Below are 23,918 nucleotides of genomic sequence, written 5' to 3' on the forward strand. Positions count from 1 at the left end.
TGACCTCCTACTTTTTCTTGCGCAGCATGTCACCAGGTCGAACGGGTTGATCAACTGGCATTTTGACAATCATCATAGCATTTGGTGCTTTATCAATTGCCTCACCCTCTTCATTCCACATCTGAGTAATTGTCTGATGGAAATGATTAAACCCTGGACCATAAAACTCGACTGCATCATTTAACCTAAAATGATTCCGTTGTTGTACCGTTGCAATTTTTGTTGTTTCGTCATACGCTAAAACTTCACCAATAAATTTGTGGACAGGAATTTTTCGACGTTTACCAAATAACTGCTCGTCTTCTGACGGTGTGCCATAGTAAAAACCAGTGGCTAATTCGCGTTGTGCGACTTTCCATAATTCGTCAATCCATTCTTGTTTACACTCATAATTTTCTGGATCTGCCATGTAGCTATCAACAGCTGCTTTATACACATTAGATACTGTCGACACGTAGTGAATCGATTTCATGCGTCCCTCGATTTTTAGACTATCAACCCCATTTTGAATTAAATCAGGAATATGTTCAATCATTGACATATCAACCGCACTCATTGAAAAAGGCTCCACAACTTCGCCACTTTCCGTTAAACTTTGACGTTCATTCACAAAAGGCATATCAAATAAGTCATACTTCCAACGACATGACTGTGAACAACCGCCACGATTTGCGTCACGATGCGACATATGATTGGATAAGGTGCAACGTCCCGAATAGGAAATACACATTGCGCCATGAATAAATGCCTCAATTTCAACATCTGTATGCTCACGAATTTTAGCAACTTCATCCATTGAAACTTCACGCGCTAAAACGACACGTTCTAGTCCCTCATTTTTCCAAAATTCAAGCGTTTCGTAATTTGTTGCTGAAGACTGTGTTGATAAATGAACAGGTAAACCTGGTGCTTCAGTAATACAAATTTCGATTAATGCCGGATCAGACACAATGACGGCATTAATACCGACATCACGAAGTTCCCGAAAAAATTCTCCTGCTCCTTCTGCATCAAATTCATGTGTCACCATATTCGCAGCCACATAGACTTTAGCATTGTGCTCTTTAGCAAATTGAACTCCTTCAGCCATTTCTTCATATGTGAAGTTCCCTGCGCGACTTCTTAAACCAAACGCATTACCACCAATATAGACGGCATCTGCTCCATAACGAATAGCGACTTTTAATTTTTCTAAAGTACCCGCCGGTGCTAAAACTTCTGGTCGTTTTAATGTTGTCATTTTCCATTACTCCTATCTAATATCATCTGGGTCTAAATAATAAAAACCTTCGTCTAAACCACGATTATTAGGATGAGCAGCCACTACTAACCCATTTAACCGCGTTGCCTCTTGTTCTGTCCACTGATTTGCCTCGATTAAATGTTTTGCTTCAATAAAATAATCAACAATCGTGACAAATTGATTACCTGGTGTATAAATTCCATCTAATTTCCATGAAGTTAGTTGTGCCTCAGCCAATTCTCCAACTTCTTTCATTAAATTGACATCATTAGTATTAAAAATGTGTGTACCATGTTGATCCTCATAAATGGAATAGTGTGTCGTTTCTTCTTTGGGTTCGGCAATAAACAAGCCACGCTCTTTACTAGTGTCTTCATTTGATTGAATAAAATGAAAATAATTTTCTAACAAGGGGCGTTTCGATTGATGAATACAGGTTGCACCATAAACTAGGATTTCTCCAGGAACCATTAATTCTTGGCGTAATTGTTTTAATTCCGTAAAAGGAATTTCTCGAGCTAAAACAGCCCCTTGTGCACCTTTTTTCGCCCAAAAATTAATTTGTCGTGAACTAGTCACCATTGTCGCTGCATCATAAATAAAGGGTAAATCATATCCATCACGTGCTAAAACATAAATAACACCCGGATCACCTACTACAATATCATCGACACCAATCTCTTGTAAAAAGGTAAGATAATCCCCAATTTTTTCCATGCGTTCTGGATGCATAATCGCATTAACCGCGACACGGATTTTTTTACCTTTTTCATGTGCCAATATCGTCAATTCTTGTAATTCAGAACGTGAAAAATGTTTTGGCAAGCGTAAGCCAAACTCTGCATCACCTGTATATAAATAATCAATATCACGGTCAACCAAAACTTTTGCTTGTGAAATTGATTCCACAGTTACACTGATTTCTATCATCGTACTACCTCCTAATTATCTACACTATCCTAACACATACCTAATTAATTTGAAAGAATATCACAAAGAACTTACACTTATTTGTTGTTTTTATCACAGACGGAACATTGAAAAAGATGATACAGCATCTTTACTTGTATCACCTTTTATTGGTTTAACTATTTTTTTGGCGTTATTCCATATTTCGAGCCTTACGATGGGCGAACACTGCATTCGTGATAAAATTTAAGAAAAATAGCACACTGATAATTTTGGCTACGGTCCCATCTTGTAGAATAAAAACGATTGCTACGATAAAACTCATAATGGCAAAATAAAATTGATACGTCTTAAATAGATTGGCAATCATTCCTAGCCCTCCTTTGCTTAGTCTATTATAGCAGATTTTATGAACAAACGAGACGTAAATAGTCAACTGACCAACAAATTAAATTTATCTATTCTCTCCTAAAAATTAATTAAAAAACCTTCTAACATTTTTTTGCTAGAAGGTCGTATCCGCTTTTTGACGATAAAAAGCTTTTAATTTAACTAAATCAGGTATCGGTAAATACTTTAGTACAATATCTTCCGAGCCAGATCCACACTTTAACCAAAACGTTAACTGACCAACACCTTTAGGAAAGAGCCACTTGGATGTTGCTAGTTCAATCGATTGAATTCGCCGACGCTCAAAAAACGTCAGCTCACAAGTTACACCTTTATAGCACTGCGTACATAGTCTAGTCCGATTTTGAATAGCATAGCTTTGATTTTTTGCTTTTAACCAAGCCAATATAAACGTGATAATTGCTGCCATTAAACCTCCAACTAGCACCCAACGATTAAAATAGGTACCTATTCCTGTCACAATAATGCTCGCTAACAACCACCAACGCCAAAAATACCAGACACGATGTTTTGGTAGATAGTGTAAATCAGGTGTTTCAATCTGCCATTCCGGCAATAAATAAGCTAGTTCTGTGTACACTTTTTTATGGGCAATAATTGGTAATAAATATAATTTATGATCATCTTGGGTATCATCCTGACCGCTAGCTAGAAGTAATTCAACTGAAACAAGTCCAAACAAACGGCGCAGTACTTGTTGACGTAAACGAACTCCTTGAATTTTGTGCAAAGGAATTTTTTGTGTACCACGCTCAAATAAGCCACTTTCAATAATTAACGCGTCTTTGTCACGTTGCACAATAAAACGATAGTACACGATAAATTGTCTGATAACCGATATTGCTGCTAAAACAATAACTAGCACAAAAATCAGCCCAATGAAAAATACCCAACCAACTTTGACTAAATCACTCGAGATATCCGTTACCTTTTCTAGCCAATTATGAGGTAGAAAGTCATCAATAAAAAAGAATATCGCAAAAGCCACAGTAAAAATACCTAAGTCGGTTACACCAAAAACAAGTATGTCGCGGTTAGATACTTGATAATGCGGCTCAGATTTGGTAACAGTTGCTAACTCATTTTCTACTAGTTGAGTGACTAATACATCATCCACATCGTCACGACACTCTGAACGGTCTTCTTCACTCGTTGCAACAGCAACAGTTTCATTACGTCGATGTCGCTCAATAATGTCAAGCAATTCTTGACTAACAGCAGGCATACTGGCTTCTGGCTCAGCACCACCGCCACCTGTTTCGATTAATAATTCAACAATGCCAAAAGGTTGTAAAAAGAACCACTGCTTTTGCTTCATCGTCTGAATACGCTCGTAAGGAATCACGATTTCTTTTTTAAAAAAGATGCCACGATATAAAACCATCTCATACGACCGAATAACGTAAGTCTCTGTTACGTATTTCCAAATAGCTGATAAGACTATCAACCCAATAATCGCACTAATTGCCAATGTTTTTTTCAAAGAAGTATCAAAAAAATAAGACGAAACAGCAATCATAATGATTAATACAAATGAATTTTTTAAACCTTTAAACAAATGCAATGCTAGCGCTAGCGGATGATATCTCCGTCGCTCAGACATCTTCTTTCGCCACCTTTACTAGCTCAATAATATGCTCACGCATAGTAGTTGCTGATTCAACTGTTAAGCCTGAAATTTTATGACGAGTCGCTGCTGTCTGAATCACAAGCTCCATTAAGCCCTCGTGACGTAACAGCGGTCCCTGTGTCGTTTCAATATGTTGGATTCGATTAATTGGCACATAAGTTATGTGGCGGAAAAAATAACCATCTTGGAAGGCTAGATCATCCGAGCTAACCTCGTAGCGATGAAACGCGTAACGATATGGCACCAACAATGCACTACCAATTCCTAAAAGAATAATCACGATAAAATAGCCGAGCGCAAGCCAAAACCATAATGGACTCCACCAGTTAAAAAGATGTAAGCCGATAACTAATGTAACACCGACAACTAGCATAATGACCGTCCCAATGAGATTACTTAAATGCCAGACCTTTTTAATTGTTATGGGTAATTTATTCACTAATAGCGGATAATCTTTCACTTAACGACTCCTCCGTTCATGCCATTCTTGGCGTGTTAATTTTGTAAAGTGCTCTTTCCTTGTAACACCTAAAAAGGGTACGTCAGATTCATTAAGAGTATAGGCATATTGAAACCCGCATTTCTTTTGTACGTGAGATGATTGTTGGTTGCCTTCATAAGAACCACACCATAAAGTTTCTAACTGTAAATTGGAAAAACTATGGTCTATTAGAGCATCAACTGCTTCTGGCATATACCCCTTACCCCAAAAAGGAACTGCTAACCAATAGCCAATCTCTGCTTCATTAACCGCACCTTCTCGAGATTTAAGTCCGATACTTCCAATGATATGATTTGGCTCATCAATTAGACAAATTGCATACGATTCTTTAACCTGTAAAACATTGAGAATAACTTCTTGACTCATTTCAATGCTAGTATGTACTGGCCAACCAGCACGTGGACCAATCCGCTCATCAGATGCATAACGATACAAGTCTTTTGCATCTGATAGTCGCCAAGGTCTTAAAGATAAGCGTTTGGTAAGTAAAATTTTGCTTTCTATCATTAACTTCCACTCTCCTCTTAATTTTATTTAGCTAACGCCAGACCATTATCGACCAAATGACGCATAAACAATAACAAACAATACTATTAAAACAAGTAAACATAGGTTGAAAAGCAACATTAAATTAGATTTCAGCCGTCTCGTTTCTGGTCGTAAATACTTTTGTTGTCGCTTTGTTGCTGGCTTTCTTGTCGTAAAATTATAACCACACCCTTCGCAAAATGGATCCTGAGTAGCCGTTTGTTTTTTACAATAAGGGCAACGATAAAAAGTTGCGCTCTCTTCTTGACTAGCTATTGACACTAATACATTACCACAATTAATACAAAAAGTAGTTGTTCGACCATTTTTATTGCCACATTGTCGACAATACATCAATCCTCACCTCTTCCTTACAATCCTCGAAACCAAAAAGGCGTTAATAAGGCTGATATACCAACCGCACGATACGTTTTACAGTGGTGCATCATCTGATAATACAAAGTAATTAAGGATTCTGGCACTTTCCCATCTTCCCACAATTCATATTCCAGTTGCCGACATAGTTGACTAGCTAACGCTTGAGGATGGCTAGCCGTCTGTAGCTGCTGACGTGCTTGAGTTAAATAGCCTAAAATTTTTTGATAAGATTGCATTTCTGGATCTTCACAAACAATGTTGAGTTGTTTAAGCATCTGAATCGTTAATTGGGGCTTTTTTTGGGCAAACAATTTTATTCACCTTCCGTTTTTAAGTCTATTAAACAATTCTAACAGATTACTTATTACATAAATTGTACTGTTTTCACTTTTTAAACAGAATAAATTCACATTTTTTTCACATTTTAATGCTATTATTTAAATATACCAACAAACAACCCTAACAAACTTTTTCATTTTATTTACTCCTCCAAAGTAAATAAAGCAACTCCTTTTTGCTCCTGACCACTAGAATGGTCAGGAGTTTTTTTCTATTACCGTTTATTTTACCTATTCCCGTAACTAAAAACAATCGATTCTCCAATTATTCTGCTAATTTAAAGTACAATATTAAAAAAAGACTCTTTATTAAGCCCTGAAGCTAACTACTGTTTTGAGATAGTTAATAAAAATAAAAAGCCTTTGCTCGTTAAAATTGGCAAAGGAAAAAAATTTATTTAAGTGTGACACCTATTCCATTAGTAATTGGTACCTCCATGAACCCATCCGTCAGAGTGAATTCCTCATTAATAATATCTTGCTTAAAATAATGTGCACTCGTTGCTAGATCACCTGGAAATGGTAACCCTGATTGTGATGAAAATTGAAGATTAAACGCACGACCAATACCCGTTTCATACATACCACCTATCCAAACTAACATATCATGATTATGACAAAATTTGATAATCTTCAAAGCCTCAGTAATACCTCCCACACGTGGTAATTTCAAATTAATACTTTGACAACTTCCTAGTTCGTAAGCTAACTGACAATCTGCTACTTGACGGATATTTTCATCCAAACAAATCCGTGTATTGATTTGCCGTTGTAGTACGGCATGGTCGAGAAAGTCATACGTACCGAATGGCTGCTCAATCATAACTACCCCTAAGTCTGCTAATGTCTGTAGTTGTGTGAGATGTTCTAAGCGATAACTTGAGTTAGCATCCACCATTAAAGGTAAATCAGGAAAAGCGTCACGAATAGCTTTAACTGGTACGATATCCCACTGTGGATTAACTTTTAATTTGATACGTTGGTAACCTTGATACTGATAGTCAGCCACACGCGCCAAAAGATTTGGCAACTCTCTTTCCATACCTAGACTAATGCCAACAGGGATTTGCTCTTTAGTACCACCTATTAAGTCCATTAGACGCTTTTCATGGCGTTTCGCATAAAGATCCCATACTGCCATCTCTAAGCTTGCTTTAGCCATATAATGCCCTTTAACCGGAGCGAATAGGTCACTTACCTGCTCTGGATGGTCAAGGATCACTCCTTGTAATAGTGGTTGCAAAAATTGTTGGCTGATTATTCGCTCTGTTGCTAAAGTTTCTTCAATATAGGTCGGTTCATCAAGCGCTGTTAATTCCCCGTACCCTTGATTTCCTAATTCGTCTGTAATAATGATAATGTCCGCATATTTATGGGTTAAACAACCATAACTCGTTTGAATAGGTGTTACAAATGGTAATGCAACTGATTTGATCGTTATTTGTTCAATTTTCATGCTAAACTATTCCCTCCATTAACTGAGTCACCAGATACGCAATTTGGTCAGGTCGTTCTAAATGAACGCAATGACCGGCATCTGGAACACAGATGATTTGACTAGTTGGTAGTTGGTGATGGATGGCATCAGCAATTCTACAAAATTTCGTGTCTCGTTCGCCAACAATAATCGCAACTGGCACTATTTTTAGGCTGGCTAATCGGGGCCAATAGTTAGGCATACTACCAGTCCCCATAAAACGTAAACTATTAGCTAGACCTTGAGCTGACTGACTTAAACGCTCTAAACGTACACGGTCACGAACCCTTTTAGGCAAGTTTTTTTGCGTATCAAATAGCGGTAAATTTCCCCAAAAATCCACAAAAGCAGGAACCCCTTCTGTCAAAATCCGTTCAGCTAAACGTTCGTCACTTTGACGTCTTGTTTGTCGTTCAGTTGATGTCTTCAATCCTGGTGTGCCACTTTCGATGATTAGCCGACTGACACGTTCTGGGTAGCTAATGGTAAAACCTATCGCCACACGCGCTCCCATCGAATAACCTAAAATAGCGACCTGTGCTAAACCTAACTGATCAAGTAATTGAGCGATAACTTTTAAAACCATTTGATAAGTATATGGAGCTGCCATAGCCGGTGAATCACTCTTACCATGACCAATTAAATCAAATGCTAGAAGATTATAACCTGCCATCTCGGCAGATTGAGTCAAAAAAGCAAACGTTTGATGCGTACTAGTAAAACCATGTAAACAGACTAACGTTGGTTGCTGATGCTTGTAAGATGTCAACCACTTAGCATGATAGCTAACGTCATCAACGACTAACTGCATGTGACTGCCTCTTTAATTGCTTCTTTCACATGATTAAAAGCTAAAACATTATGTGGTCGACTAGTTTTGACTTCGATAACTCGAAATCCTGGAGTTGCATTGGCTAGTGTCAACATGTCACGCAACTCTGTCACTGTCGTTGCTTCTTGATAATCAGCCCCATATAATTGAGCCATTGTCCGGCCATCCAAATCAATGGGTGTCCCAAATAATGGTTCAAATTCTTCTTCTGTCAATGATTGTTGGGATAGATAAGAAAAAATACCACCGCCATTATTATTAACTAAGACAATCGTTAAAGGAATTGAATAATGTTTCGCCCACATTAATCCATTCATATCATGGTACATTGCCAAGTCACCAATTAATAACAAATTACTATGATTAGGATTCATGAGTGCCATTCCCATAGCAGTCGATACGACACCATCAATGCCATTGACCCCTCGATTACCAAAAATTTTATAGGCTTGTTCTCTTGGAGACGTAAAACGGTCAAGATGACGAATCGCCATACTATTTGAGACAAAAAGCTGACCAAAATCGGCCATAGTCTCATGAATCGTCAGGGCAACGGCAGGTTCTGTTAAATCTGTTGCAATAGCATGCTCAGCAATAACCGTTTTTGTTACCTTTTGCCAATTCTTCCATTCTGCTAACCAGTTAGTGTCTGTTGGAACAAGTGTTGTTGCCAAAAGTTTTTGGACAAACCACTGTTCAGATGCTTGAATAATTACCTGACTCCGTTTTAATTGGTCTTCCCAGCCACCTAGTTCATCGACTAAATACATTGGTGTATCAACTAAAGTCAGTTGATCCAACCATAACATGACTTCTTTTGAGATTGGTAACTTACCAAAACGTAAAACAACCTCTGGCTTACTCTGTGTGACATATGGAATAAACAAATCGCTATGACTCATGATACAGTCACTAACATGACCACAACTCACTAAATTAGTTAGTGGATCTCCAATGATGGGCCACTGCAACGCATCAGCTAATGCGACTAGTTCCGCTGCTGCGCTCAGTGTCTTCTCACCCCCGACAACAATGACACCTTTTTTACTTTGCAACTGGTCGCAAATATCGGAAATCGTCGCATCACTCAAAATTGCTTCACCACCAATAACTGCTAAGTTAGGCATAGGGACCGGTTGACGCTCTAAATCAGGTAACAATGGTTCACGTAAAGGGAAATTAATTTGCACAGGCCCCTTAGGTAATTGCATCGCAACATCTGTCAAACGCGCAACTTGCCAAAAAGCATAGTCCAACATAACTTCCGTATTATCTGGCAAACTCATATCAATAAATGCCTTTGTGTGCTCACCAAATAAATCAGTTTGATTCATCGTTTGCGGTGCCCCGACATGCCGTAACTCATGTGGACGATCAGTAGTTAAAACAATTAATGGAACATGACTAGCCATAGCTTCACAAATAGCTGGATAGTAATTAGCTGCGGCTGTCCCCGATGTACAAAGTAAGGCAACTGGCTGTTGACTTGATTTACTTAAGCCTAATGCTAAAAAGGCTGATGAGCGTTCATCCACACCAATAAAAGTCTCAATGTCTTCGGATTGGTGTAGCAATAATGCTAATGGGGTTGACCGAGAACCTGGACTAATTACCACTTGATTCACGCCACGATTTAATAACCCATTGATGGCTGACCGTAAAAAATCGGTCAATTGTTCTTGATAACTCATTGTTCCATTCCTCCTATTCCTCGGCGCATTGGTTGAAACTTCACGCGTGTCTCTTGACGTTCTAGTTCTGGTTCTGATTCTGCGACAATACCACAGCCAGCATAGAGGACACTTTTTTCCCCATCAATTAGTGCTGAGCGAATACCGACGACAAATTCGCCAATATCTTGTCCTAGACCATACCAACCGATTGGTGCCCCATACAACCCCCGCTGAAACGGTTCATATTGAGCTAAGAAAGCCAGAGCCTTATCTTTCGGCTCGCCACCCAATGCTGGAGTTGGATGCAAAGCGATAATCCCATCAAGTAAAGAGGTATCAGTCGCTCGACTCGCTTCAATGGGCAAGAATAAGTGCTGAATATCTCGATTTTTCAAAAGACTTGGCTTAGCTAATTGGATTGGCGTCCCTGACAAGTTTTCTAAATCTGCGACAATTCGATCAACAACAATTCGGTGTTCTCCGCGATTTTTCATATCATTTAACAACTGTTGACCTAAACGACTATCTTCTTCTTGTGTCACTCCCCGAGGCGTTGAACCAGCAACACTTGCAGTCATAAAGGTCTCATCTGTCGCTTTTAATAAACGTTCCGGAGTCGCACCAACAAATCCTTTAGTTCCATAAGTTAAAGCAAAGACATAAATATTCGGCTGTTGCTCTCTCAGTTGCGTTACCACTGTTGGTATTGATAGTATCTCGGCTGTTTCCAGTTCTAGCGTCCTAGCTACAACGACTTTGTCTAACCCCTCATGACTCTTAATCGTTGAAACACCACGCTCAACTAACTCTAACCAATCTGTGACGCCAACTTCACGCTCATTAATCACAGTCACTGTTTGATTAACAAAATGTTGTGCGGTTTGCTCTAGCTTGTGTAACAAGGCTAATCGTTCTTGAGCTACTTGGTCTAAAGATAGTTTATCTTCTTGAGAAAAATTAATCACGTTGATTAGCTTATCAGCTAATTGCATCACTTGAATGCTCGGAACAAAGAAATAACCGCGACTAAGTTCACCCCAAATCTCATCTTCTTCAGCATATGGCATAAATGATAATGCACCAACTAGTTGTGGCATAGCGACCGGCTGATGCTCAATAGGAATCGTCACTACACGCTGTTTTTGGCCCCATAAACGGATTGCATCAGCCTGTGCGTCACCTCCCGTCAAAGTCTTAACTGACCCAAATCCTGCGTAAGCTGACTGGCGGTCTGGTGTTTCAAAATACCAACGCTCAGGTATGTTATGCGTGTCACTACCTTGAAAATATGCCAATGGAGTAAGACTTTGTTTAGACTCTGAAACAACTAAGCTAACATAATCTTGACCATCCTCTAACAAAGCCTTCACTTTATCTAATTCTGTGACTTCCATAAATATTCGTCTCTCTCTTTCGTTAATAACCGATGCTTTGCTAACTTGCCACTTGCTGTTCGGGGTAAGTTGTGACACCGATAAATTGCCACGGGCCATTTGTATTTGGCGAGGCGTGAACTTAAATAATCTTCCATCTCAGCTTTAGTCAAATGCCCAACAATATAAGCAACCGGTACAGCTCCCCATTTAGGATGTGACTCACCAACAACTGCAACCTCTTGTACACTAGATATCTGTTGCAAAACTTGCTCGACTTCTGTTGGGTAAACATTTTCCCCTCCAGAAATAATTAGCTCACTTAAACGACTCACCAAATATAAATAACCATCTTCCGTTAAATACCCCATATCCCCTGTGCGAAACCAACCATCAGTCGTCCATTTAGTATCATGCCATGTTGTATCATGCAAATAATTCGTGACGATATTAGGACCTTTTAACCAAATTTCACCGGTAACTAAGGCTGGAACTTCTTGATTTAATGCATCAACTATTTTGATTACCATATTAGCTAACGGTTTTCCCACAGACCCTAAATGCGTTAGGGCATCTGCAAAAGAAAGGGCTACGACTTGCGAACACGTTTCTGTCATTCCGTAAGACTGAATAACCGGTAATTCTAGCTTTTGACATGTCTCAAGCGTCGCCACACTGACAGGGCCACCACCTAATAAGAAGAACCGAAAACAATCATGATAGCCCGTAGGTGGATAAGCCTTTAACAAGTCATTAAGCATTAGAGTCACAACCGACATCACACTACCCTTACCGGCTACTAAATCACGAGTCACTTCAGTCGCAGAGAATTTACGGTATAAACGAATACTGCACCCTAATATCAGTTGACGACAAATCAATGACAGGCCACTAATATGAAATAATGGCACTGCACATAACCAACAGTCATCTGCTGTAATAGAAACATTCTGCGCGGTCCCCTTAGCACTCGCTAAATGTTGAGCAAAGCGTTGGACAACACCTTTTGGACGTCCGGTTGTTCCTGATGTGTACATAATTGTCGCAACATCATCCAGACCCATATCTTGCCACGGACTATCTGAAAAATGTTTCTGTGGTAAACTCATTGGAATCACCATTAAACCGGTTAATTGAGTGAGCTTTTTTTGACTAAATTCATCCACAATGACAAAAGAGACTTGAGCATCATCTAACTGATACTCAAGCTCCTCTGGTTGTAGATGGGTATTCAAGCAGACAACTTCTTTGCCTAATGACCATAGTGCCACAATTGTAAAGTAATGGGCACTTGAATTATGGCTTAAGACAGCCACACGCTTGGTAGTTTCTGGTACGATTGTTGAAAAATAGCCCATCCACTGTTGTACGTTGCGACCAATAGCCGCAAACGTCCACACCGTATCGTCAACATATAAGGCCGGATGATTGGGACGTTCGTTGATTTGTTTCACTAACCAATTCATCTTTTCTGACCTCCAGATTGTTTAAGGGAATTTAGGAAATTGATCAAAATCCGGTTCGCGTTTTTCTTTAAATGAATCGCGCCCTTCTTGAGCTTCTTCCATTGTGTAATACAATAATGTTGCATCACCAGCAAGTTGTTGGATACCAGCTAAACCATCTGTATCAGCATTCATTGAGGCTTTAATCATACGTAAAGCTAATGGACTGTGTTGTAACATTTGATGTGCCCATGCCATCGTTTCTTCTTCGACATCTGCTAATGGGACCACCGTGTTAATCCAACCCATGTCTAATGCTTCTTGAGCTGTATACTGACGGCACATAAACCAGACTTCTTTCGCTTTTTTATGACCCACCACACGTGCTAAATAACCAGAACCATAACCACCATCAAAGCTACCAACTTTAGGTCCTGTTTGACCGAAAATTGCATTATCGGCTGCAATTGTAATATCACATACTAACTGCAAGACATTACCACCACCAATTGAGTACCCTTTAACCATTGCGATAACAGGTTTTGGCATCACACGAATTAAGCGTTGTAAATCTAGAACATTTAAACGAGGAATATTGTCAGAACCAACATAACCACCGTTTCCACGAACTTTTTGGTCACCACCAGAACAGAATGCTAAATCACCAGCACCGGTTAAAATAATCACGCCAACATCTTCACGGTCACGACAAATATTAAACGCATCAATCATCTCAAAAACGGTCTTAGGGGTAAACGCGTTCCGAACATGAGGACGATTAATCGTAATTTTTGCAACTTTACCTTCTTGTTCAAATAATATTTCTTCATATGTTTTGACTGTTTGCCATTCTCTCACTGTAAGAGACCTCCTTATACTTTCTAACTGTTTCATTATACACAAAGTTAGACCATTTAGGGTGTAAATTGTTTGTGAGTCTCTCACACATGCTATAATCAAGCCAACGAAAACATAAAGGAGCGTGCTATATGTCATTACTCGAACATCTTGCCATCACTACTAAATCTGTCACACCCGAACAAGTTATTTTAACAATGCCTGTTACCAAACAACACCAACAACCCTTTGGCGTCCTTCACGGCGGCCTAAACGCTGTCCTAATTGAAACAGCTTGTAGCTTGGGAGCCAATCAACAACTAACTGAGCCAAATACCCATGCTGTTGGCGTTGATTTACAAGTCAATCATCTTAAAGCAGTTACATCCGGCATCGTCACTTGTATTGCCAAACCGAATCATATCGGTCGGACTTTGCAGGTCTGGGAAGCTAGCATTTATAATGACCGTCATGAATTGACTAGTATTGGTCGTTGCACACTAACTCGTATCTCAACTAAAAAATAATAATAAATAGGGACGTTACTCTAGCTACCGAGTGACGTCCCTGTTGTTTGATAATTATTTATTTGGCATCCGTTAGATTGAACGTAATCACTGATTGATATTTTTCTCCAGCAAGCCCTTGATTAGAGTTCACCTTCAACTGAATGTCATTTTGTTGATTGAGATTAAATGAATAATCTCCTCGATTGGCATTTTGTTGGTGACTGCGTAAATGGCGTTGCTGAAACAAAAATCTCCCATGGTATTGCAACAGTCGGACGACAGTCTCTTACCGTCGTATTCAAGTCTGTCGGAGTTTTTGAATAGGCCTCATCATTCCGCTTCACTTGAAAATTAACCTCGCTCTCCAAGTCAACATATCGGCAATTAAAAGTTCACTTGGTCTTGTCGCAGAGACGTGGCATTACTACATGAACAGGCTCTCCATTCTAATACACGATATTTTCAAAGACCAGTTCCTATTTTGGTCTGGATGGATCATATAGAACTGTATCTGACTGTTGTTTATTAGAAAAATCCCCGTTGCTCAACAGAAACAGATACTTTAAAAATGGGAATAACAGAGACAGTAGCATTTAAGTTAAATTATGCTTAATTTCAGCTGATGTTTTTTTCAAATTTAACTTAGTTTCACTGGTTTCTTCCATCAATGAAAAAGTATTTTATTGATGAACGGTTCTAGAAAGTGAATCCAGCCATTTTTCTTTACGTTCCGAAATATAAGGTAATTCAATAGTGTTTGTTGACAATATTTCTCCCTTTATTATTTAAAAATAACTCAAGAAAATACCCATTAGTATTTTTCACGCATACATAACTCCTTCTCCAATTACTTAATACTATCTTTATAGCATTTCTGCTCTAAGAAAGCGCAAACTAACTAAAACGTTATTTAATTGTAGCAAACAATCATTTTTTTTGCCTATTTTTTAATAATCATATTGATGGCTTGCTGAACTCTCTCAAGTTGGGCTTGCTCATCTTCTAAAGGATGCTCAAAGCACTGTGTCAGATTTTCTGCAACAACCATGCCCATAATTCGGTCAATACTCGACCGAACGGCACTTAACTGTGTCACAACATCCATACAGCCCTTTTCTTCTTCAATCATTTTTTGAATGCCTCGAACTTGACCTTCTGCACGTTTTAAACGATTAATTAATTGCTTATTGCATGGTTTTTGCTCCATCTTAACAGATTGCTCCTTTCCAACTCATCATTCCACCAGCGACGTTAATTGCTTTGTAACCTTGCATTGCTAGTAATTCGCCAGCCATTGCTGAGCGTCCCCCTGATTGACACACTAAATAATACGTTTCCTCTTTTGACAACTCACCCATCCGTTGCGTTAGCACACTAAGAGGTAAGTTAGGTACCTCTGGAATATGACCCATTTGATACTCATCGACTTCACGAACGTCAAGTGCTTGAACTTTTCCTTCAGTCATTAATTGTTGAAACTCTTCATTACTGATTGCTGCCATCTCTTACGATCTCCTCTGCTTTAACAACATGATATAAAGCAAATCCCCCATCTAAGTTTGTTACATTATATCCTAATTGTTTTAATAATCTTTCCCCAATATAGCTACGTTGTCCACTATGACAACTAATAATATAGGCTTGATTTTTATCTAATTCCGACGCACGTTGCCGTAAATCATTCAATGGAATATGGATTGCGTCCTTAAAGCGCCCTTGTTTTAATTCATCATCTGTTCGTACATCTAATAATACCGCTCCTTCGGCTAACTTTCCAGATAATTCATGCCATTGAATAGAATCACTGACACCTTCTATTAAGTTAATCGCAGCATAACCGCTCATATTCACTGGATCTTTAGCTGAACCGAATGGTGGGGCATACGTAAATTCTAGTTCTGGTAAGTCGAACATCGTTAGGTCACCTTTAGTCGCTGTCGCAATAATATCGATGCGCTTGTCGACGCCCTTTTCGCCCACACTTTGCGCACCATAGATCTTACCTGTTGTCGGATTGAAAATAACTTTTAAAACTAATTGTGTCGCACCTGGATAGTAGCCAGCATGACTCTTGCCAAAAATGTGAATCACTTCAACATCTAGACCAGATTGACGAGCCACACGTTCACTTAATCCGGTTGAAGCAGCACTTAAGTCAAAGACTCGAACAATTGCTGTCCCGATACTCCCTTTATTTAATCGTTGTTGTCCGGCAATAATATCTGCTACTTGGCGACCTTGACGATTTGCTGGTGAAGCCAAGGCAATCATCGCTTCAGTATCGGTAATTTGTTGGTTAACGATAATCGCATCCCCTACAGCATAAATATCAGGGACGCTTGTTTGGTAGTACTCATCGACTAAAATACCACCACGCATACCTAATTCAACACCAGCTGCCTGAGCTAGACTACTCTCTGGTTGTACCCCAACTGATAAAATCGTTAAATCAGTTGCAATCGTTGACCCGTCTTCTAAGACAATTGTCTTACCAGCATCTCTAAATTCAGCTGCCGATTGACCTGTAATTACTTTTACATGATTGCGTTCTAACTCTTGTTGAACAAAAATTGCCATATCTTCATCAAGTGGTGGCAAGACATGTGGCGCTTTCTCAATAATCGTTACTGTCATACCAAGTTTTTGTAAATTCTCTGCCATTTCTAATCCAATAAAGCCTGCTCCAATGACAACTGCTTGTTTGGGTTTATTTGCTTCAAGTGATGTCATAATTTGATCCAAATCTGGTACATTACGTAAACTAAAAACATCTTTCGCTTCATTCAATCCTTTAATCGGTGGAATAAACGGTTTAGCTCCTGGTGATAAAATTAATTTGTCATACGTTTCATCAAATTCGGTTGCTCCATGTTTAATGGTTACTGTTTTCTTTTCCGGATTGATTGCAATGACTTCATGATTTGGTCGAACATCTAAATTAAAACGACTCTTTAATGATTCTGGTGTCTGAACTAATAAATCACTACGCTCACTAATTTCTCCCGATACGTAGTAGGGTAAGCCACAGTTGGCAAATGATACATAAGGCCCTTTTTCAATAATAATCACTTCAGCCGTTTCATCTAAACGTCGTAATCGCGTAGCTGCTGACATACCACCAGCTACTCCACCTATAATTAATACTTTTTGTCCCATTGATTATCTTCCTCTCTTTGTTGTACCAGCCCAATGGCTCATTCCGCCACGAACATTGATGACATCGAATCCTTTATTTTTTAATACCTTACTCGCTTTTTTACTTCGCATACCTGACTGACATATCACATAAACTGGACCACTACTCTTAGGCTCATAAGACCCAATGCGATTTAATGGCACATTTTTCGCTTGAGGGATATGTCCATTTTGAAACTCTGCTGCAGTACGAACGTCCAATAATAGTGTTTGTTTCGTTAATTTATTGGCAAGTTCATTTGTTGTAATACTAGGAATCCTTTGAAATAAGCCAAACATAGTTGTTCTCCTTTAATTATTTAATATACCTATAGGGGTATATTAACCTATTATTAGTCAATGGTCAAAACAGTTGCTTACAAAAAACAAAAAAAGTTTTCTCTAGATACTACTCTCTAGAGAAAACTTTTAACTAACGCGCTATCCTTGATAAGCAAAGACTTTCTTTTCATCATACCATTTTAATACATGTCCAAAGACAAAACGTGTTACTAATGCTGTCGCAATTGGAATCACAAACCAGACGATGAAAGCTGTAATAAGACTAATACTTGCGTCTCCTACATCCATTGAACGTAGTGGGCCTACTAGACCAACAAGACCAAAGCCAGCTGAACTTGGTGTACCGGAAACTTGAAGTAATGCGACAGGAATCGATGAGACGATTGCAGTCACTAAAGCTGGTAAAAGAATAATCGGATACTTAAATAGATTAGGCATCATCATTTTCATTGCACCTAAGGCAATGGCAATCGTCACACCAGATTTATTAGTTTTCCAAGAATGGACCACTAATACAACCGTTGTTGCTGCAACACCCATTGCGGCAGCACCTGCTGATACACCATTTAATTGAATCGCTAACCCAATTGCCACTGTTGAGATTGGTGAGATAATCAAAATTGCAAAGAAACAGGCAATTAACGCACTCATTAAAATTGGTTGTAATGATGTAAATGAATTAATCATTGCCCCAATCGCTGTGGTGATTCCCGATACATAAGGTAAGGTCAACATACCTATGGCACCACTACCACCACCGATTATAATTGGTGCTAAGACAATTTTCACTGAACCTAATCGCTCGCCAATCCAATAAGTTAATAGCACTGCTAGACTAGCAGTAATCATCGTATTAATTAAATCACCAGTACCTGCTGAAATATACATTCCTTGAACATCGGTCACAGGATTAACTGCTAGTGAATTAAAGCGTGTCACCCCTGATCCAACATAAGCTGCTCCAGCGACAATCGCCATATCTAAAGGTGCAAATTTAAATTGTAAAGCAATCAGTGCACCAATTAATAATGGTGTCGCAACTTGGAAAATAACGACACTTTGTGTGATAAATGCTGCGACGGGGTGATCCCCAAATAAATTTAAAATCGCTGCCAAAACTGCATTAGGAATCAATCCAACAATAATACCTGTAGCCGTACCTGCTAGGACACGATTAAAAAAACTTTTGCTGTTACCTTTTCGTACATCTTGTAATTCCCCCAAAATAAATTTATTTAAAAAAGTTAGTCTAAGCTTAAATCCACTACATCATATATTTTCCCCACTAACAAATTAATCTAAAATGAAAAAATTTCTTTTTTTATGAATTATTTTTAATGAAAAAAATGCTATTTTATAAGGATTATGACACTGTTAACGAAAAAAATAAATGACTAGTATTGTTAAGCTTAAAAAAACTTATTTAGTACTTATGATATTGTCATAGTTTAACATAAAAAAAATGCCAGTTAAACTGACATTGTAGCTAAAATAATGATTTATTCATTAACCATTTAGGTTGATAATATTGTCCAACAGCTACTAAAAAGAATGGTAGATACAAGAAAATCAAGTTAAGACGTTGCCATAAACCACGTGTCTCACTCATAGAAGCATCGGAAATGTTTAACGGGAAATTGGGTAACATATAAATGAACATACTCCCAATTGATAACATCAGTACTAAGACCAAGACAAATAAAATTTCTTTTTTACGTTCTAGATAATAAAGACAGACTAAAAAGATTGTCCCGACTAAAAACGCACCAAAACCAATTCCAGATGCATAATTATGAATTATATCAATCGTGGTCGGTTCTGCGTGACCTGTTTTACTAAAAATACCAGTCATTACACAATCACCTACAGCATAAAGAAAAATCATGAAACACATTCCCCGTGTTAACCATAGTGATGTCCCTTTAAAGCGTTGATAAAAAGCTGGGATTGCAAAAATAAATAGCAGACCATCAATAATTTGCCACCAATCAAATACCAGTTTGACGGGACTTTTGTCCTCACCAAAACTGCTAATCAACATTGTCGTATGGTTGTAATCCTGATAAAATAACCCAAAAACCAATGGACCAACAATTTCACTGATTACCGCAGTAATCATTAAATAAAAACCATATTTACGGAAAAATTGCACATAAACACCTCGTCTCCATAAAAATACCTAGTTTAATCATAAACTTTTTAGAATACATTATCAACAAAACCTCACACAAAAAAACTTGTAGCTATCATAATCAGATAGCCACAAGTTAACATTTTATATATCATTTAAGCAAAAGATGTAATACGATCACCAGGTAAACGTACGGAAGCATATCCTGGCTCTGTCGCTTTACCAATAGATACAATCATTACTGGCACATAACGTTCTTTATCTAAACCAAAAGCTTCCGCCAGTAAATCATCCTCAAACCCACCAATTGGATTTGTTTCATATCCGTGAGCACGAGCAACCAACATGAATTGCATTGCCATTAGACTAGCATCAATTTTAACAACGTCATTCATTTTTTCTTTTGAAAAACTTTCATAATGTGGAATAATTGCTGCTAATTGTTGGTCACGAACATCAGCAGGCATTTTCCCAGCACTCACTGCTTGATTGTAAATTTCTTCTCCTAAATCGTGGCAACGTAAATCACCAAAAATCAAGACCATTGCTGAAGACTCAGCATTTTGTTTTGTATTAAAACGAATTAATGGCTTTAATTTTTCTTTTCCTTCATCACTTTCAACAATCACAAAGCGCCAAGGCTGTAAGTTAACTGAAGATGGTGCTGTAGCTGCCTCGTCAATCATTTCTAACATTTCTTCATGGCTGATTTTATACTCAGAATCGTAGCCTCGAACTGATTTACGTCCAAAAACGATATCTGAAAAGTTATTTGTTTTAAATTCTGTCATAGTAATAGCTCCCTTATTTTTCATTTATTGAGTGTAAGGCTTCTGTCAATGTCTTTAATAAATCAGACAAAGTGGTTAAGTCCGTCGCTGTCATATACGAATCCAGTAAAGCCTCAAATCGTTGATGTTTCCCCAAACATGCAACAAGTTCTGTCTGTGCTTTTTCTGTTAATTCGACAAAAACTTCACGATTATTATCAGGATTACGATATCTGGTCACGTAGCCTTCTGTTTCTAAAATTTTCAGATGACGGGTAATGGCCCCTTGATCAATTTTCATTGCCGCCTGGATATCTGCATGAAGACACGGTCCTTCTTTTTGTAAGACTAAAAGTAATTTATAGCGACTAAGACTCAAACCAACTTTTTCTTCAAATACTTTATTAATCTGTTGTTCAAGTAATTTCACCTGATAGAACAAGTGACTAACTTCATTAAACGACATAGCTAAATCCCCCTTCCCCACCAACTGTTGACTTGTCAACTGTTGACCAATCAACTATAAAACAATTTGACTTTTTTTGCAACTAGTTTGACTCAAAAAAAATCAAACAAACTAGTATTTAATGATTTCATCTAGTTTGTTTGATTTTTTTTGTGTCGATGTGTACGAAAAAAAACACTAAGTGTCATCATGAATAATAAGAGACTGCTAGCTAGTAATTGCTTCATCACTACTAAAACTACTACAACGACGACAATTAACTGTGCTACATTTAGCTTTTTAAGACGTAAACCCATCCAAGCTGTTTTTAAAGGGGCTACGCCACCAATTAAAATCGCTAGCACGTAACAAGCAATCGAAAAACCACCATAAATATCATCATTACTAAATAAATAACCAGCCACAATCAAGCAAAATGAACTAATAATAACCGCCCAATCATTTGGTAACCCACTAGGCATGACTGACTCATTGTCCGTAAATTCATTTACCTTAGATTGCTGTTTTTTATTTTTTTTACTCATATTTGTCTCCTTTCAATCAAAGTTTTAACTATTACCCGTAAATCTACCGAAATAGAATACATGGTTGGATAGTATCATATTAACAAGCGTAAAAACAACAAATTTTAAATAATTTTTAATTTTCAGATCATAAATCAAAGAGCAGATAGCTTTTCATAGACTACCTGCTCTAACTTAACCAGTTACTCTTTCAAAAGTCGTTGTATTGCTTCTGATTGAAACCTTTTTGCGGCGTCTTGACTAACTTTTTCACGCTCGGTTTCACTTAAATTAGGATTTTTTTGCATTGCTGAAGTCAGTTCTTCAGCGACATATTTTTTAGCTTCTTGCTCTAACAGATTTTTTTGACTAGTCAACTTAGTCTCAAGTGTCTTCGCTTCATCAACTGTTAAAACTAGCCAATCATTTGGCACATGAAACTCATTTGTCACCTCAACTAACTCATGAGCATTTCCTGCAATTCCAAACATCCATTCAGCAAATTTATGTTGATATTCCCAATGAACTTCGTGTTGTACTAACTCAGCTTTTTGACTATTTGTCACCAACTGATTGGTCGTATGGTCAGTTCCAGTCGCTGTTGGTTTCTTTTGAGAGGTTGACGTTTGATACAAATAGATTTTTTCCGTCCCATTACCTAATGGTTTATAGAATAAAATATCCGGAGTATCTTGCCCACTTGTTGAAACGAGTGGTAGCGTTTTGGTTGTTGTGACTTTTGTCATACCAAAGTGAGTCGTGACATTTAAGACAATCAAAACTAGTGACAAGGAAAAAATCGCTCCAAAAACAAGTGATAGTACTGTTTGCCACCTTGTCTTAGCAAAGACATTTGTGACCATAAATAAAGCGACACTCACAATTATGAGTACTAAAATCATCCTTTAGTCACCTCCTCTGAAACCTCATGGTGAATAACAGGGCTTTTTTTCAGAAAGAGCGCAATTACTAAACCAATCACACCAAACATAATAGCGACAAAAAAGGCTGCGTGGTAACCAGACAAGGTTGCTGTCAACGCATGATCTTTGTAGGCTAAAGGTGTCGCTTTTAATTCTGATTTAGCTGGCAAATTATTTGTGGTGACATTTGTCAAGACGCTAATTAAAACCGCCGTTCCAATTGAACTAGCAATTTGACGGAATGTGTTATTAACCGCCGTCCCGTGTGTAATTAATTTTGTTGGTAAAGCATTCATCCCTGATGTTGTTACTGGCATCATTACCATTGAAATCCCAAACATCCGGATGGCATATAATGTGACAATATAAGCAACAGGAGTAGTTGCCGTTAAAAAGGCAAAAGGAGCCGTCGCTGCTGTCAGAATAAACATTCCAGTAATTGCTAGTCGTCTGGCACCATGCTTATCAAAAATAATACCAGTAATAGGCATCATCGCTCCCATTACTAATGCACCAGGTAATAACATGAGACCAGAATGAAAAGCTGATTCTCCGCGAATATTTTGGATATAAAGAGGGATAACCATTTCCGCACCAATCATTGCCATATTAGTCACACCAGCTAAAATAGCAGCAATGGTAAATACAGAAGACTTAAAGACACGTAGTTCTAAAAATGGGTTCTCTAAATGTAACTGTCGTCTAGCAAAAACCGCAATAACAATGACACCAATGACAAGTGTCGATATCACCGTGGCACTACCCCAGCCATCATTTCCTACACTAGAGAAGCCGTAAAGTAAGCTACCAAAACCAATTGTTGATAAGATCACTGATGGCATATCAATTTTAGGATTTGATAAAGGAATGACACTTTTCATCCAGAAAAAGGCTAGAAAAACTACAACTAACACAATCGGAATAATCATCCCAAATAAATCACGCCAATGATAATGGTCAATAATCCAACCTGATAACGTTGGTCCAAGTGCGGGCGCCAAACCAATGACAATTCCAGTCATTCCCATAGCCGCTCCCCGCTTCTCTGGTGGAAAAATTGTCAGCATAATTGTTTGTAGCAAAGGCATCGATACACCCACACCAATCGCTTGAATTAATCGTCCAATCAATAATAAATTAAAATTAGGTGCCAAATAACATTGGATAGTACCTAATAAAAAAGTAATCATGGCAAATAAATATAATTTTTTGACGAAAATTTATTCATCATCCAAGCAGTAATTGGAATCATAATACCATTAACTAACATAAATCCAGTCGTCAACCATTGGACAGTCGAAGCTGAAATATCAAAGTCTTTCATCAACGTTGGAAAAGCTGTTGCTAAAAGTGTTTGATTTAAAATTGTACAAAAAGAACCGATTAACAGTACCGCAATCAGTAAATTACGATGATACGGTTTTCCATAAATATCGACTGTTTGTTTTGTCTCACTCACGCTATAATACACTCCTTATTTAAAAAATCGAAAACATAGTCCATTGTATGTTTTTATATTAAACATGTCAAACTAATTAACATTAAAGTTTATAAGGTTTTTTT

Annotated in this window: 26 protein-coding genes and 1 pseudogene; 1 reads left to right on the forward strand and 26 read right to left on the reverse strand. The window is 38.1% G+C overall.

Translation table 11 applies throughout. The features are described 5' to 3' along the window. Positions 1 to 7: 7 nt before the first annotated feature. From BW732_RS05195 to menB, 14 genes are all read right to left on the reverse strand, one after another. Positions 8 to 1,240 carry a peptidase U32 family protein gene (locus tag BW732_RS05195; protein WP_077275788.1) on the reverse strand — a complete coding sequence of 411 codons (1,233 nt, stop codon included), beginning with the start codon at positions 1,238 to 1,240 and terminating at the stop codon, positions 8 to 10. Between the two features lie 12 nt (positions 1,241 to 1,252). After that, entirely contained in the window at positions 1,253 to 2,173 is a 921-nt protein-coding gene (locus tag BW732_RS05200) for a peptidase U32 family protein (protein WP_077275789.1), read from the reverse strand. 172 nt (positions 2,174 to 2,345) lie between these two features. Further along, complete coding sequence (locus BW732_RS11400; RefSeq protein WP_161485522.1) at positions 2,346 to 2,522, reverse strand: hypothetical protein; 177 nt, start codon at positions 2,520 to 2,522, stop codon at positions 2,346 to 2,348. 135 nt (positions 2,523 to 2,657) lie between these two features. Beyond that, positions 2,658 to 4,166 (reverse strand): PH domain-containing protein, encoded by a 1,509-nt coding sequence (locus tag BW732_RS05205; protein ID WP_077275790.1) that lies wholly within the window; start codon positions 4,164 to 4,166, stop codon positions 2,658 to 2,660. Beyond that, a complete protein-coding gene (locus tag BW732_RS05210; RefSeq protein WP_228414981.1) occupies positions 4,159 to 4,653 on the reverse strand; it encodes a PH domain-containing protein in 495 nt (164 codons plus the stop codon). Before BW732_RS05210 ends, BW732_RS05205 begins: the two co-directional genes overlap by 8 nt. Next, on the reverse strand, positions 4,654 to 5,202 hold the full coding sequence (locus BW732_RS05215) for a GNAT family N-acetyltransferase (RefSeq protein ID WP_077275791.1): 549 nt from the start codon (positions 5,200 to 5,202) through the stop codon (positions 4,654 to 4,656). Between the two features lie 45 nt (positions 5,203 to 5,247). Further along, entirely contained in the window at positions 5,248 to 5,577 is a 330-nt protein-coding gene (locus BW732_RS05220; protein WP_077275792.1) for a double zinc ribbon domain-containing protein, read from the reverse strand. A 17-nt stretch (positions 5,578 to 5,594) separates the two neighbouring features. Then, on the reverse strand, positions 5,595 to 5,912 hold the full coding sequence (locus BW732_RS05225; RefSeq protein WP_077275793.1) for a bacteriocin immunity protein: 318 nt from the start codon (positions 5,910 to 5,912) through the stop codon (positions 5,595 to 5,597). A 421-nt stretch (positions 5,913 to 6,333) separates the two neighbouring features. Beyond that, positions 6,334 to 7,395 (reverse strand): o-succinylbenzoate synthase, encoded by a 1,062-nt coding sequence (menC, locus tag BW732_RS05230; protein ID WP_077275794.1) that lies wholly within the window; start codon positions 7,393 to 7,395, stop codon positions 6,334 to 6,336. 1 nt (position 7,396) lies between these two features. Further along, positions 7,397 to 8,227 (reverse strand): 2-succinyl-6-hydroxy-2,4-cyclohexadiene-1-carboxylate synthase, encoded by an 831-nt coding sequence (gene menH / locus BW732_RS05235; protein WP_077275795.1) that lies wholly within the window; start codon positions 8,225 to 8,227, stop codon positions 7,397 to 7,399. After that, complete coding sequence (menD, locus tag BW732_RS05240; protein WP_077275796.1) at positions 8,218 to 9,939, reverse strand: 2-succinyl-5-enolpyruvyl-6-hydroxy-3-cyclohexene-1-carboxylic-acid synthase; 1,722 nt, start codon at positions 9,937 to 9,939, stop codon at positions 8,218 to 8,220. Before menD ends, menH begins: the two co-directional genes overlap by 10 nt. Continuing rightward, positions 9,936 to 11,315 (reverse strand): isochorismate synthase, encoded by a 1,380-nt coding sequence (locus BW732_RS05245; RefSeq protein WP_161485523.1) that lies wholly within the window; start codon positions 11,313 to 11,315, stop codon positions 9,936 to 9,938. Before BW732_RS05245 ends, menD begins: the two co-directional genes overlap by 4 nt. After that, the gene (locus tag BW732_RS05250; protein ID WP_077275798.1) at positions 11,297 to 12,760 is read right to left on the reverse strand and encodes an o-succinylbenzoate--CoA ligase; all 1,464 of its coding nucleotides are present in this window, start codon (positions 12,758 to 12,760) and stop codon (positions 11,297 to 11,299) included. Before BW732_RS05250 ends, BW732_RS05245 begins: the two co-directional genes overlap by 19 nt. A 21-nt stretch (positions 12,761 to 12,781) precedes the next feature. Beyond that, positions 12,782 to 13,597, reverse strand: a complete 816-nt coding sequence (gene menB, locus BW732_RS05255) for a 1,4-dihydroxy-2-naphthoyl-CoA synthase (protein ID WP_077275799.1) — start codon at positions 13,595 to 13,597, stop codon at positions 12,782 to 12,784. A gap of 131 nt (positions 13,598 to 13,728) precedes the next feature. Here menB and BW732_RS05260 point away from each other — a divergent pair, with 131 nt between their 5' ends. Beyond that, on the forward strand, positions 13,729 to 14,103 hold the full coding sequence (locus BW732_RS05260) for a PaaI family thioesterase (protein ID WP_077275800.1): 375 nt from the start codon (positions 13,729 to 13,731) through the stop codon (positions 14,101 to 14,103). A 58-nt stretch (positions 14,104 to 14,161) separates the two neighbouring features. On the opposite strand, the gene BW732_RS11405 is transcribed toward BW732_RS05260, so the two are convergent. From BW732_RS11405 to BW732_RS05315, 12 genes and pseudogenes are all read right to left on the reverse strand, one after another. Then, complete coding sequence (locus BW732_RS11405) at positions 14,162 to 14,332, reverse strand: WxL domain-containing protein (RefSeq protein WP_161485524.1); 171 nt, start codon at positions 14,330 to 14,332, stop codon at positions 14,162 to 14,164. Between the two features lie 693 nt (positions 14,333 to 15,025). Beyond that, on the reverse strand, positions 15,026 to 15,292 hold the full coding sequence (locus tag BW732_RS05265; protein ID WP_077275801.1) for a metal-sensitive transcriptional regulator: 267 nt from the start codon (positions 15,290 to 15,292) through the stop codon (positions 15,026 to 15,028). A gap of 1 nt (position 15,293) precedes the next feature. Beyond that, positions 15,294 to 15,587, reverse strand: coding sequence for a rhodanese-like domain-containing protein (locus BW732_RS05270; protein WP_077275802.1), 294 nt, complete (start codon positions 15,585 to 15,587; stop codon positions 15,294 to 15,296). Further along, positions 15,571 to 17,241: an FAD-dependent oxidoreductase gene (locus BW732_RS05275; protein ID WP_077275803.1), complete on the reverse strand. Its 1,671-nt coding sequence runs from the start codon at positions 17,239 to 17,241 to the stop codon at positions 15,571 to 15,573. The genes BW732_RS05270 and BW732_RS05275 overlap by 17 nt, the downstream gene beginning before the upstream one ends. Before the next feature lie 3 nt (positions 17,242 to 17,244). After that, positions 17,245 to 17,559, reverse strand: coding sequence for a rhodanese-like domain-containing protein (locus BW732_RS05280; protein ID WP_077275804.1), 315 nt, complete (start codon positions 17,557 to 17,559; stop codon positions 17,245 to 17,247). Between the two features lie 141 nt (positions 17,560 to 17,700). After that, positions 17,701 to 18,786, reverse strand: a complete 1,086-nt coding sequence (locus BW732_RS05285; RefSeq protein WP_077275805.1) for a PTS sugar transporter subunit IIC — start codon at positions 18,784 to 18,786, stop codon at positions 17,701 to 17,703. Positions 18,787 to 19,048: 262 nt separating this feature from the next. Next, positions 19,049 to 19,714: a DUF998 domain-containing protein gene (locus tag BW732_RS05290; RefSeq protein ID WP_077275806.1), complete on the reverse strand. Its 666-nt coding sequence runs from the start codon at positions 19,712 to 19,714 to the stop codon at positions 19,049 to 19,051. 134 nt (positions 19,715 to 19,848) lie between these two features. Then, positions 19,849 to 20,484, reverse strand: coding sequence for a nitroreductase family protein (locus tag BW732_RS05295; protein WP_077276868.1), 636 nt, complete (start codon positions 20,482 to 20,484; stop codon positions 19,849 to 19,851). Between the two features lie 13 nt (positions 20,485 to 20,497). Then, the gene (locus tag BW732_RS05300; RefSeq protein WP_077275807.1) at positions 20,498 to 20,929 is read right to left on the reverse strand and encodes a MarR family winged helix-turn-helix transcriptional regulator; all 432 of its coding nucleotides are present in this window, start codon (positions 20,927 to 20,929) and stop codon (positions 20,498 to 20,500) included. 131 nt (positions 20,930 to 21,060) lie between these two features. Further along, entirely contained in the window at positions 21,061 to 21,453 is a 393-nt protein-coding gene (locus BW732_RS05305) for a hypothetical protein (RefSeq protein WP_077275808.1), read from the reverse strand. 182 nt (positions 21,454 to 21,635) lie between these two features. Further along, positions 21,636 to 22,334, reverse strand: a complete 699-nt coding sequence (locus tag BW732_RS05310; protein ID WP_077275809.1) for a DUF4811 domain-containing protein — start codon at positions 22,332 to 22,334, stop codon at positions 21,636 to 21,638. After that, a pseudogene (locus BW732_RS05315) lies at positions 22,331 to 23,814 on the reverse strand (MDR family MFS transporter). Before BW732_RS05315 ends, BW732_RS05310 begins: the two are co-directional and overlap by 4 nt. Between the last annotated feature and the right edge of the window lie 104 nt (positions 23,815 to 23,918).

This window comes from Vagococcus penaei, assembly GCF_001998885.1.
Lineage (GTDB): Bacteria > Bacillota > Bacilli > Lactobacillales > Vagococcaceae > Vagococcus > Vagococcus penaei.